The following is a 15,565-nucleotide window of genomic DNA, read 5'->3' as shown; positions in this document are numbered from 1 at the left end:
CCCCTGCTTCCCCTGCTTCCCCTGCTTCCCCTGCTTCCCCTGCTTCCCCTGCTTCCCCTGCTTCCCCTGCTTCCCCTGCTTCCCCTGCTTCCCCTGCTTCCCCTGCTTCCCCTGCTTCCCCTGCTTCCCCTGCTTCAAGAGCTCCCTCCACCAGACTTATTCAGCAGACCCCAACTAACTCTACAGGCGCGGCAAAATTTCCGGTAAAAGCTGACCGGGTATCCTTGAGAGTGCCAGATTTTGCCCGGTAATTCCCTGTTCCTGGTAGAAAGTCCGAATAGCTTTAATGATATACTCCAAAGAAGTTTGATAAGCATCCGATCGCGCTGCCACTCCCATACAGGCTTGAACATGGTGGTGGAGGGCGGTTTCCAGATGTTTGGATTGATCCTCTTTCCCAGCACCCAAAGACGGTTCAGTCGCAAACTGGTAATGAGCAAGTCCCAGATTATTCCGCGTGGCGATACCATCAAAGTTAATCGGTGTTGGGGGATGATTCTGCGCCAATTTCTCAGCTAACGCGATCGCGACTTCATAGGCACTGATACAATGTCGTAAGTAGTCTGCCCGTCGCTGAGGGTCTTCCACACAGCGATCTGCCAGATGCCAATAAGCCGTACCCAAATTATTCTGAGTCGCGGCACAGGCAGCCGGAGCCACCTCTGGGGTACGATAGGTTAACGCATCTTTATAGGCAATCACCGCCAACTCTAGCCAGGTTTCCGGTTTTTCATACTGTGCCAGATTCCAGTAGGCAGTACCTAAGTTATTTTGAATCATCGCCCAATTCGTGGCGTTTGAGCGGCTGTTGTAATAACACAGGGCTTCCGCATACGCCCCAATTGCGGCTTGTAAATTATTGACAGGGGAGTGATGTTGTGCTAAATGCCAATAAGCGGTGCCTAAGTTATTTTGAGTAGAGGCATATTTGAGCGGGTCATTTTCTGGATGACGATAGTGTAAGGCTTCTTCGTAGGCTCGAATTGAGAGTTCCAGGTTCTCAGCCGCCTCTTGATAGCGAGCCAAATCCCCATAAGCTGCGCCTAAATTATTTTGAATCATGGCGTAGGTTTGGGGGGCTTGTTGGGCGGTTAACTTAGTTAATGCCAGTTGATAGGATTGAATCCCCTGTTCGAGATAGGAAAGCTGGATTCCCCTATCCTGGGGACAACGGGAGAGCATCCAGTAGAGATTCCCCAAATCGTTGAGAACATCAGGGACGTGAGGGGATGTGTCATCTAACCATTGTAAGGCTTGCTCATAGGATTGAATCGCGATCGCTAAATTTTCGGGTGAGGGATCTCCCTGTTCAATCGCGTGACGATAATGATTACCCAGTTGTAAATACGCCTCTGCGGGCGATGGGGTTTGAGCCAATTCATCTGCAGGGAGATGGGGAGATTCCTGGGATAGTTCACTCAGGGGTTGGGACGTGGTAGGATTTGGCTGTGTCGGTGTTTCCTGGGTCTGGAAGTCCACAGCCTTAAGCATCCCATTATCCTTGAGGTTAGCACCAGAGTTTCCATTGGTGGGAGCGAGAAGGGGTTCCATCTCGCGGCTGTTGTCTCCATTGTTGCCCACAATAGCCTGGAACAACTCTAAATCAAGATTTTCCTCGAACTCCTGCGTCAGCACCGTCTGCAAGGTTTCTTGGAACGAAGCCGTTGTCTGTTGAGTCGTCACCGCAGTGGGAGAGGCTTCCGGTTGAGTTGAACCAATCGGGGGGAGTGGTGTGGGTTCCCCTTCAAACTCGAATACCCCAGTATGCCACTGCCAAAATTCCGGTACAGACTGGACAATGGAATGGAACCAAGGGCGGGGTAGCCAGAGCAAGACATTGGCATCTAACTGGGGCAAATAACGCTCAATCGACTGTAACCGCCTCAGAAACAATTGCTGTATCGTTGGCGATTGACGAGTTAAGCGTTCAATACCGAGGAGTTGGAAACTGGGAGGGGATGTGGTGATGGGGGAATAGGGATTTTGAGCCAACCAGGCAGAAATTTGGGCAAAGGGATGAGGATCATTGACATTGATATTCAGGCTGACTAAATTAGTAGGGATTGAATCATTGGGAGGCGCGATCGCACAAGTTGTACCCAACTCCCCATGTAGTTTACCCGCCAGACGATTCCGCAGACTCAGATCATCACAAATCGCCACAAAAATTTGACGACGCAATCCGAGACTCAGAGCCAGTTTCAAGCGTTTATAGATTTGCCGATTCCAGCTCGAAATTTTATGGGTAACAGTATCCGTTACAGTCATGCTGGTAGGGTTCAGGAGCTTCGGGCAACAAGAGTCTGAGGTTTAGGCAAGGGACTTGATCACAACAACTAGTGCTGATTTGCCCCAATTGGGTGCAATCGCGGTAAAACCTGAATGATGAACAATAAGGAAATAAGGATTTCGAGTAATCTTAATATGACTCTTCCTACTATTGTTGCCTAAGTCAGGATTTATTGGGCTTCTGACCGATTGAAGCTGTTGTGTGCCATCACCCTTTCCCAGGATGAACCCCTGTCTTTGACGTACCCAGCGCTGCTCTTACGAGACAAATTGGGCAACTGATGCCTTAAATTAAGACGGTAGGGGCGCACGGGGCGTCATCCGTGTCAACATAAGAGGAAATGCAAGCTAAGTGAGTCTTTGAATCTCGCTGCCTTAATCTTAACCCCCCTTAATCCCCCCCTCGCAGGGGGGAAATGTTCCCTCCCCTTGATAAGGGGAGGGTTAGGGTGGGGTTAGCATCAAGGTATTGCTTTCGTTTTAAGCTTAAGTTGACACCAATGACGAGGCGTGCTCCCCTAAAACCCGCTAAGCTTCTACCTCAACCGGTTCGGGTTGGGGTTCAGGGGGAAGTTCCTGTTTCAGCGTTAGATAACGAATAACCTCCTCTCCATAGCGCATAGCTCGCTCAATCTGAGTCACATGAGTCGGGGGTGCTTGATAGTTCATTTGAATGTAGACCCCTTCGCGGTGTCTTTGGATGGGATAAGCCAAGCGGCGCTTACCCCGATGCTGGATTTCAATCTGCTGTGCACCTTGCTCTTGCAGGAGATCTTGATATTTGGTAATGGCTTGGTTAACCTGCTCGTCTGACAAATCAGGACGCAGGATGTACATCATTTCGTAACTATCGCTCACAAATGGTCTTCTCCTTATGGACAATTGGGCTTCTTTGGCTGATTCAAGATAGCCACGGTTTTCAATCGGGAAGCTATCCCAGTCAAACAAGCAAGGATATGAGCCGACTTAACTGCTCTGTTCTATGCCTAATCTGAGTTTTTGCCCCCTCTCTAGCTTTGAGGCCGACAATTCGCCCAGATTACACTATTGCAATTTTACTATTTTTTGGTATTAATTCTAGCTAGCTGCCAGGGTCAATCACAATCCCATATCAGTAGAACTCTCTCAGTGACATCCTCCTACACCAAATCAAAGATTATGGTGTAGGCTTCCTACCTCACGATAGGACATTCCTAGTTACATCTCTTACGAGTTTTTCGCCACTTATCTAGAGCAGCCTCATGACTTACTCCCCGACAGACCGACTGCATAGGCATTTTGATTCCCCAGAGTCCCTGGGTACAACGTATCGAGTTTGATAACTTTTGGTGTCTTTACACCAGTTCTTTGCTTTCGTGGAGGTTCCGGCAACCCTAAAGCGGTGGATGCTAAAGCGTATAAGCCTACTTTTCACTCACACAAGCCCGGAAGAACATTCCTGCATAACCTTTGACATTTCTATTATACATTAAAAACGCCTTATATCCCACCGTTAAATCTAAGATTATAACGGGGGACTTACGGCGAAAAAGTTAAATTACGAAGGAATCTCTAACATCATGGCGCAGCGCTACGTCCGAATTAAAACGGCTCAAGGGCAAACCTACTATGGCTTACTGCAACTCAACCGCAGTATCCAAGTTTTGGATGCACCGCCTTGGCTACAGGGTCAACCGACGGCTCTGGAGTTGGAGTCTGATAGTTACACATTATTGGCTCCCTGTGCGCCATCCAAGATTGTCGCCGTCGGGAAAAACTACATTGACCACGCCGCTGAAATGGGAACACCCGTTCCTCAGGAACCCTTACTGTTTCTCAAACCTCCCACAACCATCACAGCGGCGGATCGAGAAATCCAGTTCCCGCCTCAGTCAAAGCGGGTGGACTATGAGGGAGAGTTGGCGCTGGTGATTGGTGAACTCTGTGTAGACTGTACACCCGAACAAGCCCAGGGAAGAATTTGGGGATATACTATTGCCAATGATGTCACCGCCCGTGACTTACAACAACAAGACGGTCAATGGACTAGGGCAAAGGGATTTAATACCTTTTGTCCCCTAGGACCTTGGATTGTGCGGGAATTGAGTGCGGGGGCGAAGTTGCAGACGTTTTTAAATGATGCGCCTGAACCGGTACAATCGGCGTCCATTGATCAAATGGTATTTGCTCCTGAGTTTCTTGTCTCCTACATTTCTCAGATTATGACATTGCTTCCCGGAGACGTAATCCTCACCGGTACACCCCGAGGAATTGGTCCAATGCAAATCGGCGATCGCGTCCGTGTGGAAATTGAGGGGATTGGTCATTTAGAGAACACCGTTGTTCCCCGTTCTGCGCCAGTCACCCTTTAAGCCGGGACAAGGGTGACAAGGTAAATTTTAGCCCTTTTTTATTTAGAGCTAAGTCCGTCGATGGAAATAAAGTGTTTGTCAATAGTCCTCAAACCCTGACCAATGACCCATGACCAATCATCGAACTTGGGCGTAAACCGCTTCCGAAAGTGTGGGAATTTCAGCGTAGCGACCGAGCAAGGATTGAACGATTGAATAGAAACAAGCAGCAATTGTTCCTAAAAAGATGACATTCAACAATGTTTCTGTTATTAAATTGAAACCCAGTCCTTTTAGCACAATATTGACAAGCAAATTACATAAAACCAAAAGAATATCTAAAAGAATCGCCTGCATTGTGTTGAACCGGATAAAATGGGCAATCCTTTCGTTTCTAACGACCAGCAAGAACAAAACGAAAAAAATGATAATTCCGGCTAAACCGAAAGGGACTAACGTGAAAACAATAGCTACCGGGAGTAAAAGTATTTCTAAAGCAGTTCCCAAAAGGGGAATTTGGCCCAATAAAGGCAACCTCAACTGGAGCGCAAACTGCATTACATAGAATAAAGGCAGTAAATAGGTAAGGGAAGCAAAAATTCGATCTTTAACAGTCGTTGATCCGCGCCAAGTCATCTTTGGTTCTCCTTTGTGGGTTTGGGGGACAAATCGTTATCCAACTATGTTCAGGATAGCGTAGATGACCTATTTCGATGAACGTTGTCATCTGTCATCGGTCATTGGTCGGGATTTAAGGGCTATTTCAGGCAGAGAAAATAGTTCAGTTTATTGCCCCGGATGATAAACTACTCAAGGTTAGCGATGCGGAAACCCATTTCACATTCATATTGCTCCGGTTGATGGGGTGTGAGTTTACGAACAGCATGACCACAGCCCAGCTTACCCTGACGCCAACGCGGTTGACCCTTGCTGTCAGCCAGTAAACAGCTTTGACAAACTTGATTGGGGGAAAGAATTTGCTCTTCGGTAAGAATAACTAACATAGAACGCCTCCGGTCAAATCCACTAGACCGCTGCTCCCATCTTAATTTATGTCTTTAGCTAGAGGCTCTCGATCAACACACAGCTTAACTTTTCTGACTAAATACTGACCGTCTGAGAAAAACTGGGGAGGTGGGTCAGGGTTTGAGCAAAGCAACGGCAACGGGCAATATGGTAAAACTTGTATGAACCCAACTGCACGGCAATAGCATCGTAAGGGATTGACGGACGTGACTCAAACAAACTTAGATTTTCTTGCCCAAACTGACCCAGAAGTGGCTGAAGGGATAAGCCTTGAACTCCAGCGCCAGCGTGACCATCTGGAATTGATTGCCAGTGAAAACTTTACCTCGCCTGCGGTACTGGCGGCTCAAGGCTCAGTTTTAACCAATAAATACGCTGAAGGCTTACCGGGAAAGCGCTACTATGGCGGTTGTGAATTCATCGACAAAGTAGAACAGCTTGCCATTGACCGGGCTAAACGGCTCTTTGGTGCAGCTCATGCGAATGTCCAACCCCATTCCGGCGCTCAAGCCAATTTTGCTGTATTCCTGGCGCTGCTCAAGCCAGGAGATAGGATTATGGGGATGGATTTATCCCATGGGGGACACCTCACCCATGGTTCACCGGTAAATGTGTCTGGGAAGTGGTTTAATGTGTGTCACTACGGCGTTAACCCCGAAACCGAGCAACTCGACTATGATCAGGTGCGAGATCTGGCTCTCAAAGAACGTCCCCAACTCCTGATTTGTGGCTATTCGGCTTATCCGCGAATTATTGACTTTGAAAAATTCAGAAGCATTGCGGATGAAGTGGGCGCTTACCTGCTAGCGGATATTGCTCACATCGCGGGTTTAGTAGCGACGGGTCATCATCCGAACCCCATTCCCCATTGTGATGTAGTCACCACAACCACGCACAAAACCCTACGGGGAACCCGAGGCGGCTTAATTCTTACCCGTGATCCGGAACTGGGGAAAAAGTTGGATAAAGCGGTGTTTCCGGGAACTCAGGGCGGTCCATTGGAACATGCGATCGCGGCGAAAGCTGTCGCCTTTGGTGAAGCGTTAAAACCAGCGTTCAAGGACTATTCGGCTCATGTAATTGAAAATGCCAAAGCCCTGGCAAGTCAACTGCAAAAACGGGGTCTGAAAATTGTATCAGGTGGCACCGATAATCATTTAATGCTCGTGGATTTACGCTGTATTTCCATGACCGGGAAACGAGCGGATCAACTGGTGAGTGGTGTTAATATTACCGCCAATAAAAATACGGTTCCCTTCGATCCTGAATCTCCCTTCGTCACCAGTGGCTTACGTCTGGGTTCCCCCGCGATGACTACACGAGGGATGGGCGTTACCGAATTTATCGAGATTGGTGATATTATTGCCGATCGCTTACTCAATCCAGAGGATGAAACCATCGCCGCTGATTGTCGGCGTCGCGTTGCTCAATTGTGCGATCGCTTCCCCTTATACCCCCATCTGCATATTCCTGTACCCACACTCGTATAAATTTGTCATTCGTCATTTGCCATTTGTCCCTTTTTTTACTATGTTCCACACCTCCCTACCACAATCAGTATTCTCGGAATGAGTAATGGTTGAGCAGTAACATCAAATAACTGGGACTAGAAGAACATGGAGGCTTTTTTCTTCCTGTTCCCTGTTCCCTGTTTTGAGCAAGGACAAATGACGAAGGACAAAGGACAAATCTATGAGCGCAGAAATCATTTGTGTTGGTACCGAGTTACTGCTGGGGGATATTCTCAACACGAATGCCCAGTTTTTAGCTCGCGAATTGGCGGATCTGGGTATTCCTCACTACTATCAAACCGTTGTGGGAGATAATCCTTCTCGGTTAAAGCAAGTCTTGGCGATGGCTTGCGAACGCTCGGCGATTCTGATTTTTACGGGAGGACTTGGACCGACGCCAGATGACTTGACTACGGAAACTTTAGCGGATTTTTTTGGCGTTGGGTTGATTGAGCAATTTGACATTATCGAGGATATTACTCGCAAATTTGCTCAACGGGGGCGTCAAATGACCCCAAGTAATCGCAAGCAAGCCTTGATTCCTGAAGGTGCTAAGGTTTTACCTAACCCAACTGGAACCGCACCGGGTATAATTTGGCAACCGCGCCCAGGTTTAATCCTTCTCACCTTTCCCGGTGTTCCCAGTGAAATGCACCGGATGTGGCAAGAAACGGCGGTTCCCTATCTCAAAGCTCAAGGCTGGGGGAAACAAATTATCTACAGTCAAACCTTACGATTCTGGGGGATTGGGGAATCGGCTTTAGCCGAAAAAGTGGCGCCGTTTTTCCATTTAACGAACCCCACCGTCGCCCCCTACGCTTCTCAGGGAGAAGTCCGGTTACGGGTTAGCGCCCGTGCGCCATCTCAAGGTGAAGCATTACAGCTAATTGAACCCGTTGTCAAGGATTTGCGGCAAATTGCTGGAACTGACTATTTTGGTTCAGACACAGATACTCTCGCCTCGGTTGTGGGTCAGCTTTTACGGGAAGCGAATCAAAGCGTGAGTGTGGCGGAATCTTGCACGGGGGGAGGGGTAGGGAGTCTGTTGACAGCCGTTCCGGGAAGTTCTGAGTATTTTAAGGGTGGGGTGATTGCTTATAGCAATGACGTGAAAGTCTCCTTACTTGGGGTTAAGTCATCAGATCTGGATAAATGGGGGGCGGTGAGCAAACAAGTCGCCCAGGAAATGGCATTGGGTGTGCGATCGCGGCTAGCGACGGATTGGGGCGTGAGTATTACCGGCATTGCTGGACCCGGTGGCGGGAATGAATCTAAACCGGTGGGGTTGGTTTATATGGGTCTGGCGACGCCAGATGATAGAGTGGAGTGTTTTAAATATAATTTTGGTCGCGATCGCTCTCGGACTTCGATTCGTCACCAGAGTGCCTGTTATGCCCTAGACCAACTGCGACGCCGATTACTGAGCCGATTCCATCCGGCTCAGGTATAACCTGAGTTATAACTAAAGGTAGAGGAGTACGGAACCGTCGCGATCGCCGGATCGATTCCAGATTCCTTTTGGGGGATAGCTCGCCTTTGGTCTGTCGTGTTATGCTTAAAGTTAAGAAATGCAACAGATGGGTTGTAAAGATACAAAGGGTGAGTTACACCCAACTTTAAGCCTGTGGACTGGTTAAGTGCCGTCACCACCAGAGTGAAGCAGGAAGTAAGCGGCAAGCCTAGTTGTGTAAAACCATACCTAGACAGGCATAAGTCTTATTTAACGGTGTATCCCAAAAGGAAAACTGCTCAGTTTAATATCGGCGTCATAGTCTTAACTTGACTTGGGCAGGGTTTCCACATTTGGCATCCAATAGTCCCCAAAGTCTTGCGGAGAAAGAGCTCTAACACTCGTCCTGTTGTTAAGACTCTCAAAAAGCTATTAAGTTGTCTCACAGGAGCATTCAGTTTAATGGATTATATAGAAAAGGTGTTGGAAAAACTGAAAGAATGGGCACGTAAGCTGGTTGAAACCCTTTTGGGTCCTGAACCTCAGCCAGAACCCGAACCAATTCCCATTCCAGTTCACAATCCACGCCGTCGTTCCCGGTAATTTGTAGACGTGCCGAACGAAGTTCGGGGTTCTTTGAGTATTCTCGTCCTGCATGGTCCAAACTTGAATCTCCTAGGACTCCGAGAGCCTGGTATTTATGGATCTGTGACGTTGGCGGAAATCGACCAACTCTTGCAGCAGGAAGGCAAGTCATTATCCTGTCAAGTTGTGACATTACAGTCCAACCACGAGGGTGTTTTAGTTGATGCCATACAGGCAGCGAGAACGCAGCATCATGGTATTTTAATTAATGCGGGTGCTTATACTCATACCAGTGTAGCCCTGCGCGATGCCTTAGCCGCTGTAGCCCTGCCCGTAGTGGAAGTGCATCTGAGTAATATCTATCAGCGCGAGCCCTTTCGACATCACTCATTCATCGCCCCCATAGCTGTGGGTCAAATTAGCGGTTTTGGCGCCGAAAGTTATCGCTTGGGACTCTTAGCTCTCGTCCATACCCTGAAAACCGTGGCAAGAGCAAATTAATGCAGCATTCTGTGATCAGCCGATTTCAAGGAGCATTACTAGGTAGCTTGATCGGTGAGCTTGTCAGCCATCAGCCTGATCAAGAACTCGGTAGTCCAGTTGGTTGGAAATCGCTACATTTAGCCAAAAGCCAACCCAAACCCACTCAGTCCCACCTCTATATTCCCCAACTTTCAGATTGGAGTAAAATTTCCACCTGTGGAATTGAGAGTCTAATTGACACAGGCAGGCTGGATATAGACGATTGGATCATTCATTGTCGCCAAACCCAACCCTCACTCCTAGAATTGAAAGGTAAAGCACAAAGTAGCGAAGCCGCAGTGCTTTCCCTGCAAATGGCGCTTTTTTTTCACGAAAATCCAGAATGGTTACGGCAAACTATAATTCAGGCGGCGGCAATTTGGCAAGTCGAACCCAACGCCTCGGCTGGGGTGTTGGCAATCGCGATGGCGATGGCTGTTATGCTCACCGAAACAATCAACCCAACCACCCTAATTCCTCATATCCTCAGAGGCTTAGGGACACAACCAACAGTCTTAGCCTACCAATTACAACAAGTCCAAACCCTGATCGAAGCCGGTGCAGATTTAGAAACCACCACCAGGAATGTGCGACGGGAGCCAGCAAATTTAGGCAATAGGGGGGATGCCTCAGATATGGCGATCGCTTTAGCCTTTTACTGTTTCCTCTATACCCCAGAGGATTTTCGCCTCTGTGTTCTCCGTGCCGTTCGTAGCGGTTACCATAACCCGATTACGGCGGCTCTGACAGGGGCATTAGCGGGTGTTTATCAAGGTATCAATGGTATTCCAGTAAGCTGGCGACTTGCTGCACTAAAAATTCCGGCACTCGAAAACAGGCGACAATTAACCGAGCAATTCTTTGCCGTTTGGCTGGGGGTTTACGATCAAAACAATATCAAGGATCGGTACAAACAAGCAGCCGTCGCTGCACCAGGTGTTATCCAACGTCGTTTATTAAGGTAGGGGTGGGTCAACCATGCTTTGTAAGCTAAAAAAAGCTAAACTAAGACATTACAGTCCATAAATACCCCGTTGTGAACTCTGAAGCGGTTCTTACTTAAACATCAGGCGCTATGTGAGAACAGAAGTGTTGAAAACACAAAACCTGGGAATAAAATTGGCTGTTGAATACCCAATCCAAAAGGATGCAATGCCACTTGAGAGGGCATTACTGGGGATTCATCGGGATATCAGCCCCACTCCGCTAACACACTCACTCTCATTGAGTTAAGTGTGAGGCTTCTGGCCGAATAAGCAAAAAAGGCAACTCCTCTGCTATGAAAACGCTCCACTCGTTGACGCAACAGCTAAACCACCTGCGGCAAAAATCTGAGCAATTTTGCACTATCCTTCCATTCGGAGGGTCTGATGCTGATCTTTCCTCCGATCAAAAAAAGCCAGGTCATTGGTCAAAACCAAACCGTCCTAGATCGGGTCAAAAAAGCAATCCACGGCACTCAGGAAAGCGTCAAGGACGTTCACCCGTCATGGTGGTATTGGCAGTCGTTTCTCTCACCAGCGTGATGGGAAACCGCTTCTACAATCAACCAACCCTCGATGTGGGTAGAGAGGCTCCCTACAGTATCCCCGCTCCCTTTGACGCTAGTGTTGAGGACACAAAAACCACAGAAGAAAAACGCAAAGCCGCTCGCACGGGTTCGTTCCCAGTTTTAATGATTGATCAATCTCTGACCCAAGAGATTAGTCAAAACCTCCAGCAATCCCTGGAAAAAATGGACCAATGGCGACAAGTCAGCGGTTCGTTTCCCTTTGTGCCAACCTCCGTGCTCTCCGCCAGCACCCAGCAGTATCTGCGCCAGAGTAAAGAATGGGAATGGCAAGCGATTGTCGCTTTCGCCGAAGACAATGCTCCGATCAATCCCTTTGATCCGGGAGTAGTCATCCCTAACCGAGAGAAAAAACCGTTGACGCGGGCGTTTACTCAAGGGGTGAGCGAATTGCAAAGTTACCGTCAAATAGCGTCTGCACAAGCATTCTCTGAGCTGATTGAGACAATAAACCTTGCCCGTCAGGGTTACCAACAGGCATTGGCTCAGGTTTCATCCAGTGTGACGAGTGAATCAACTCCTGCCTACGATTCATCCGTACTCGACTTATCTGATTCCGCTTGGCAGGAAACGCGACAGGGAATTAAGGGCGCAACTCGGAATATTCTGACTCAAGGGATTCCGCCGGGACTCCCCTCGGATCTATTAGAAGATGCGGTAACGGTGCAGGTGAGTACGCTGATTCCGGCTGAGGCACAACCCTTAGCCATTAAACTCCTCACCTATAATTTAAAGCCCAATTTAATTGAAGACAAAGAACAAACTAAACGCAGGGCAGAACAAGCCGCTCTGGCTGTGGAACCTGTGATGGTTACGGCTGTTGAGGGAGAAGTGATTGTCGCAGAGGGGGAGGCGATCACCCAGGCGGATTTTGTGCTGCTGGATCACTATGGCTTGAGTCGTCGCGAAATTAATTGGATAGGGCTGATTGGATTTGGCGGTTTAGTCACCGGGGCGGTGGGTATTTTTTGGTTGGTCGAACGTCAAGTCCATCCCCCCCTGCGGCGACGTGACCATATTTTGGTTCTGCTGTTGAGTTTGAGTACACCCGTCCTGGCACTATTGGGGGGTCAATATAATAGCCTACCCGCAATTGGGTTGTTAGTGGGGAGTTTCTATGGGTCGAGTTTGGGCGCGACGGTAGTGATTCTGTTGACGGGGTTGGTGACGTTTAGTATGGAGGTGAGCTGGGAATTTTTAATCGCGGGTGGCACAGGAGGTTTGGTGGGAGCGTTGATTGCGGGACGGATGCGATCGCGCGAGGAATTGGCGCTCTTAGGCGGTGTGGTGGGCTTGACCCAAGGCAGCGTTAATCTGCTCCTGAATCTGATTATGAGTGCCAGTGCTGGCACAATTTGGTACGCGGTGCTACCCGGTGCGGCTCTATATGGGGTAGCGGGGTTAGCCTGGAGTATTGTGGCTTTGGGACTATCTCCTTATCTAGAACGGTTGTTTGATTTGGTGACGCCGATTCGTTTAGCGGAGTTGTCCAATCCTAACCGTTCATTGCTTAAACGGCTGGCTACGGAAGCGCCAGGCACATTTCAACATACGTTGTTTGTTGCTTCCTTAGCTGAAGCGGCTGCCCGTGAGCTTCACTGTAACGTGGAACTGGTGCGGGCGGGAACTTTGTATCATGATATTGGTAAAATGCATGATCCGTTGGGATTTATTGAAAATCAAATGGGTGGTCCCAACAAGCATGATCAAATTAATGACCCCTGGAAAAGTGCCGCGATTATAAAAAAGCACGTCTCTGAAGGGCTGGTTATGGCTCGCAAACATCAGTTACCGAAAGCGATTCGCGATTTTATTCCCGAACATCAAGGCAAACTACTGATTTCTTATTTTTACTTTCAAGCTAAACAACGAATTCAGGAAGAGGCAGGGGAGTCTGTAAACGAGGTAGACTTTCGTTATGATGGACCGATTCCCCAGTCGCGGGAAACAGGAATTGTCATGCTGGCAGATGCTTGTGAAGCGGCGTTGCGATCGCTTAAGGATGTTACCCCGGATACGGCTTTAATTACGGTTAAGAAAATCCTCAAAGCCCGATGGGAAGATAACCAGTTAGTCGATTCTGGGTTAACAAAAGAGGAATTATTGACTACGGCGGAAGTCTTTGTTAAAGTTTGGCAACAGTGCAATCACCAGCGGATTGCTTATCCTAAAGCGGCTCTGAGTTGTCAACCCTCTTCTAATGTTTGATTGATACAGTTTGGAAAAATTGAGTCAGCCCTTGACTTTTTTTGTTGTTTCAGGTATTTTTTTATCATGGGAAAATGTGCGCTCCTATAGACCCTCTAAAACAGTAGGGAGAATAGAGACTTACCAGGAATTTCGCGATCGCACGACCTGGGAAAAAAGAGCACCTCGCATCCAATTAACGAGACGCTAACATTTCCACGCGATCGCTCATCACCTCTGCCAAGATTGCTCCGCGCCGTTTCAACACCCGTTTCATCTCACCAGACAATCCCAGATTGCCAGCAAATTCAGCATTTTCCACATTTGCCCCTCTCAAATCCGCCTGATTCAAGTTGGCTCGACTCAGATTCGCGCCGCCAAGTTCAGCGATGCTCAGATTGGCGCGAATTAAGTTAGCATTGCCTAAGTTAGCTAAATAAAGGTTAGCCAAACTCAGATCAGCCAGACTCAAATCAGCCCCTTGTAAATCAGCACCAGTGAGATTAGTCCGAATCAAGTCCGCCCCCCGCAAGTTGGCGCGAATCAGGTGAGCGTGGCTAGCATTGGCACGAATCAGAGTAGCCTGACTCAAATCACTGAGGCTGAAATCAGTATTCCGTAGCTGAGTATTCCGCAATTTGGCACGGTTTAGCTTTGTTCGACTCAGATCCGATTCACTCAGATTCGCACCGTCGAGATCCGCACCTTGTAAGTTAGCCTCTCCCAAATAGGCACGAATAATTGAAGCCTCCTTAAGGTTCGCCTCTCTCAGGTCAGTATTCCCCAGATTTGCTCCTCTAAGTTTAGCTTCACTCAGGTTAGCGGCGTAGAGGTGAGCCTGGTAGAGATGAGCGCCTCTTAAATCAACCCTTTTCAAATTGGCATAGTTCAGGGTTGTCCCAGCTAAATTGGCATCGGTGAGGTTAGCCCCCTCTAAGTTTGCCTGAGTCAGATCCGCATTCCACAGCACGGCGCCGCGTAGGTTAGCCTTTCTCAAGTCCGCCCCACACAGATTTGCCTGAATCAGATCCGCCCCACGCAAATCCGCCCCGCACAGCTTCGCCTTAATTAGGTTAGCGCCGTGCAAATCAGTACCTCGTAAATTGGCTCTCACCAAGTTAGCACCCCGAAGATGGGTATCTCTGAGATTAGACTCGGCGAAATCTTGTGCCAAATTCAGACCCACCATCGCCGCTAGCTGAGCTAAATTGTCAGTTTCCGCCGCAACAACGTTCTGAATCAGGACTTGGAGTTGGCTAAAAAAACGTTCATCCATCATAGTGCAACTCGACTCGACTGAGATAGGGCTTAAACTTACGCTCCAGCAACTGCTGAATAATCAGCCTGTCCAGCACTGCTCGTTTATTGCGACTAAGATCCGGACTCCACAATCCCTCAACATTGGTCAAACAGATATCTCGTCGAGACACTTCAAATGTGGCGTCTAGGTGACAGGGAAGGGCAGAGACTCTCAATGTGGCTAGTTTGACTTGGTTAAGCCAGCCGTTTAAAATAGGTTGTCCCCGTTCTTCTTCAAAAATCCAGGCTGGGTTTTCTTCCGTTACCTTTGTGGTAACATGACAGATGGAATGATGATTAGGTTTCCCATTTTGTGACCCTTGTCTTGTTGTTCCATTCCCCTGAGGGTCAAGGGTTGGCACATCTAACTCCCCAGAGACGCGATCGCCAATAAGACTATTAACTTGGGAATCCGTCTCAACCGTTGGCACAACCAATTCCATAGAACCCATAATCCGAGACTCATAAGGAATCTCACCACCCTCTACCCTCAGCCGTAATGCTCCTCCTTTAAGTCCAAACTGAACACGTCCTTCAGGTAGAGACTCCCACTGCAGGCTAAACTTAAGGGTTAAGTACAGGTCAATTTTTGGAGTGTGGAACGGTTGCAAAAACTCCAGATAGTCAGGATGTTCTATCGGTTGCACCGGAATTCCGGTCAACGTCATGTACAGGCAATCCGCACAGTTATTTTCTGGTTCTGGCTGGGATAGAGGAGAAATTGAGGAAGGCATTGCCAAACACCGACTGAGTAGGGGCTTACTTCTAAAGGTACATGACCTGAGACGCAGTTTTT

14 protein-coding genes are annotated in these 15,565 nt (G+C 48.4%); 7 read left to right on the top strand and 7 right to left on the bottom strand.

Translation table 11 applies throughout. From position 1 onward, the window contains the following. Nucleotides 1-180 precede the first annotated feature (180 nt). Together RLO19_RS05945 and rpsF are read right to left on the bottom strand one after the other, a co-directional pair. Nucleotides 181-2,268, bottom strand: coding sequence for a tetratricopeptide repeat protein (locus RLO19_RS05945; protein ID WP_446354701.1), 2,088 nt, complete (start codon nucleotides 2,266-2,268; stop codon nucleotides 181-183). Nucleotides 2,269-2,817: 549 nt separating this feature from the next. Then, complete coding sequence (rpsF, locus tag RLO19_RS05940) at nucleotides 2,818-3,147, bottom strand: 30S ribosomal protein S6 (RefSeq protein WP_446354699.1); 330 nt, start codon at nucleotides 3,145-3,147, stop codon at nucleotides 2,818-2,820. Nucleotides 3,148-3,848: 701 nt separating this feature from the next. Here rpsF and RLO19_RS05935 point away from each other — a divergent pair. Beyond that, entirely contained in the window at nucleotides 3,849-4,640 is a 792-nt protein-coding gene (locus tag RLO19_RS05935; protein WP_446354697.1) for a fumarylacetoacetate hydrolase family protein, read from the top strand. Between the two features lie 117 nt (nucleotides 4,641-4,757). On the opposite strand, the gene RLO19_RS05930 is transcribed toward RLO19_RS05935, so the two are convergent. Both RLO19_RS05930 and RLO19_RS05925 read right to left on the bottom strand, forming a co-directional pair. After that, nucleotides 4,758-5,255, bottom strand: coding sequence for a Tic20 family protein (locus RLO19_RS05930; protein ID WP_446354695.1), 498 nt, complete (start codon nucleotides 5,253-5,255; stop codon nucleotides 4,758-4,760). Between the two features lie 170 nt (nucleotides 5,256-5,425). Then, on the bottom strand, nucleotides 5,426-5,623 hold the full coding sequence (locus RLO19_RS05925) for a hypothetical protein (protein ID WP_446335686.1): 198 nt from the start codon (nucleotides 5,621-5,623) through the stop codon (nucleotides 5,426-5,428). A gap of 228 nt (nucleotides 5,624-5,851) precedes the next feature. Here RLO19_RS05925 and glyA point away from each other — a divergent pair, with 228 nt between their 5' ends. Together glyA and RLO19_RS05915 are read left to right on the top strand one after the other, a co-directional pair. Then, nucleotides 5,852-7,135 carry a serine hydroxymethyltransferase gene (gene glyA / locus RLO19_RS05920; RefSeq protein WP_446354693.1) on the top strand — a complete coding sequence of 428 codons (1,284 nt, stop codon included), beginning with the start codon at nucleotides 5,852-5,854 and terminating at the stop codon, nucleotides 7,133-7,135. A gap of 202 nt (nucleotides 7,136-7,337) precedes the next feature. Beyond that, a complete protein-coding gene (locus RLO19_RS05915) occupies nucleotides 7,338-8,606 on the top strand; it encodes a competence/damage-inducible protein A (protein WP_446354691.1) in 1,269 nt (422 codons plus the stop codon). Here the strand turns inward: RLO19_RS05915 and RLO19_RS05910 are convergent. Then, entirely contained in the window at nucleotides 8,597-8,833 is a 237-nt protein-coding gene (locus RLO19_RS05910) for a hypothetical protein (protein ID WP_446354689.1), read from the bottom strand. The two genes, RLO19_RS05915 and RLO19_RS05910, sit on opposite strands and share 10 nt — an antisense overlap. Nucleotides 8,834-9,068: 235 nt before the next feature. On the opposite strand from RLO19_RS05910, the gene RLO19_RS05905 reads away from it, so the two are divergent. The 4 genes from RLO19_RS05905 (at nucleotide 9,069) to RLO19_RS05890 (ending at nucleotide 13,491) form a co-directional block, all read left to right on the top strand. Then, nucleotides 9,069-9,209 (top strand): hypothetical protein, encoded by a 141-nt coding sequence (locus tag RLO19_RS05905; RefSeq protein ID WP_446354687.1) that lies wholly within the window; start codon nucleotides 9,069-9,071, stop codon nucleotides 9,207-9,209. A gap of 9 nt (nucleotides 9,210-9,218) precedes the next feature. Next, nucleotides 9,219-9,692 carry a type II 3-dehydroquinate dehydratase gene (gene aroQ / locus RLO19_RS05900; RefSeq protein ID WP_446354685.1) on the top strand — a complete coding sequence of 158 codons (474 nt, stop codon included), beginning with the start codon at nucleotides 9,219-9,221 and terminating at the stop codon, nucleotides 9,690-9,692. Next, on the top strand, nucleotides 9,692-10,678 hold the full coding sequence (locus tag RLO19_RS05895; protein ID WP_446354683.1) for an ADP-ribosylglycohydrolase family protein: 987 nt from the start codon (nucleotides 9,692-9,694) through the stop codon (nucleotides 10,676-10,678). Before aroQ ends, RLO19_RS05895 begins: the two co-directional genes overlap by 1 nt. 314 nt (nucleotides 10,679-10,992) lie before the next feature. Then, nucleotides 10,993-13,491, top strand: coding sequence for an HD family phosphohydrolase (locus RLO19_RS05890; protein WP_446354681.1), 2,499 nt, complete (start codon nucleotides 10,993-10,995; stop codon nucleotides 13,489-13,491). Between the two features lie 175 nt (nucleotides 13,492-13,666). Here the strand turns inward: RLO19_RS05890 and RLO19_RS05885 are convergent, their stop codons facing one another. Then, complete coding sequence (locus RLO19_RS05885) at nucleotides 13,667-14,749, bottom strand: pentapeptide repeat-containing protein (RefSeq protein WP_446354679.1); 1,083 nt, start codon at nucleotides 14,747-14,749, stop codon at nucleotides 13,667-13,669. Next, the gene (locus tag RLO19_RS05880) at nucleotides 14,739-15,503 is read right to left on the bottom strand and encodes a hypothetical protein (protein ID WP_446354677.1); all 765 of its coding nucleotides are present in this window, start codon (nucleotides 15,501-15,503) and stop codon (nucleotides 14,739-14,741) included. The genes RLO19_RS05885 and RLO19_RS05880 overlap by 11 nt, the downstream gene beginning before the upstream one ends. Between the last annotated feature and the right edge of the window lie 62 nt (nucleotides 15,504-15,565).

The organism is Coleofasciculus sp. G2-EDA-02, assembly GCF_040226375.1.
GTDB lineage: Bacteria > Cyanobacteriota > Cyanobacteriia > Cyanobacteriales > Coleofasciculaceae > Coleofasciculus.
The sequence above is the reverse complement of the archived record's forward strand: the minus strand, read 5'-3'. Positions and strand labels throughout refer to the sequence as shown.

Bases quoted from the DNA above. Each gene is read 5' to 3' on its own strand.
- RLO19_RS05945 (WP_446354701.1), bottom strand. From the start codon at position 2,268: ATGACTGTAACGGATACTGTTACCCATAAAATTTCGAGCTGGAATCGG.
- RLO19_RS05935 (WP_446354697.1), top strand. From the start codon at position 3,849: ATGGCGCAGCGCTACGTCCGAATTAAAACGGCTCAAGGGCAAACCTAC.
- RLO19_RS05930 (WP_446354695.1), bottom strand. From the start codon at position 5,255: ATGACTTGGCGCGGATCAACGACTGTTAAAGATCGAATTTTTGCTTCC.
- RLO19_RS05925 (WP_446335686.1), bottom strand. From the start codon at position 5,623: ATGTTAGTTATTCTTACCGAAGAGCAAATTCTTTCCCCCAATCAAGTT.
- RLO19_RS05915 (WP_446354691.1), top strand. From the start codon at position 7,338: ATGAGCGCAGAAATCATTTGTGTTGGTACCGAGTTACTGCTGGGGGAT.
- RLO19_RS05905 (WP_446354687.1), top strand. From the start codon at position 9,069: ATGGATTATATAGAAAAGGTGTTGGAAAAACTGAAAGAATGGGCACGT.
- RLO19_RS05895 (WP_446354683.1), top strand. From the start codon at position 9,692: ATGCAGCATTCTGTGATCAGCCGATTTCAAGGAGCATTACTAGGTAGC.
- RLO19_RS05890 (WP_446354681.1), top strand. From the start codon at position 10,993: ATGAAAACGCTCCACTCGTTGACGCAACAGCTAAACCACCTGCGGCAA.
- RLO19_RS05885 (WP_446354679.1), bottom strand. From the start codon at position 14,749: ATGATGGATGAACGTTTTTTTAGCCAACTCCAAGTCCTGATTCAGAAC.
- RLO19_RS05880 (WP_446354677.1), bottom strand. From the start codon at position 15,503: ATGCCTTCCTCAATTTCTCCTCTATCCCAGCCAGAACCAGAAAATAAC.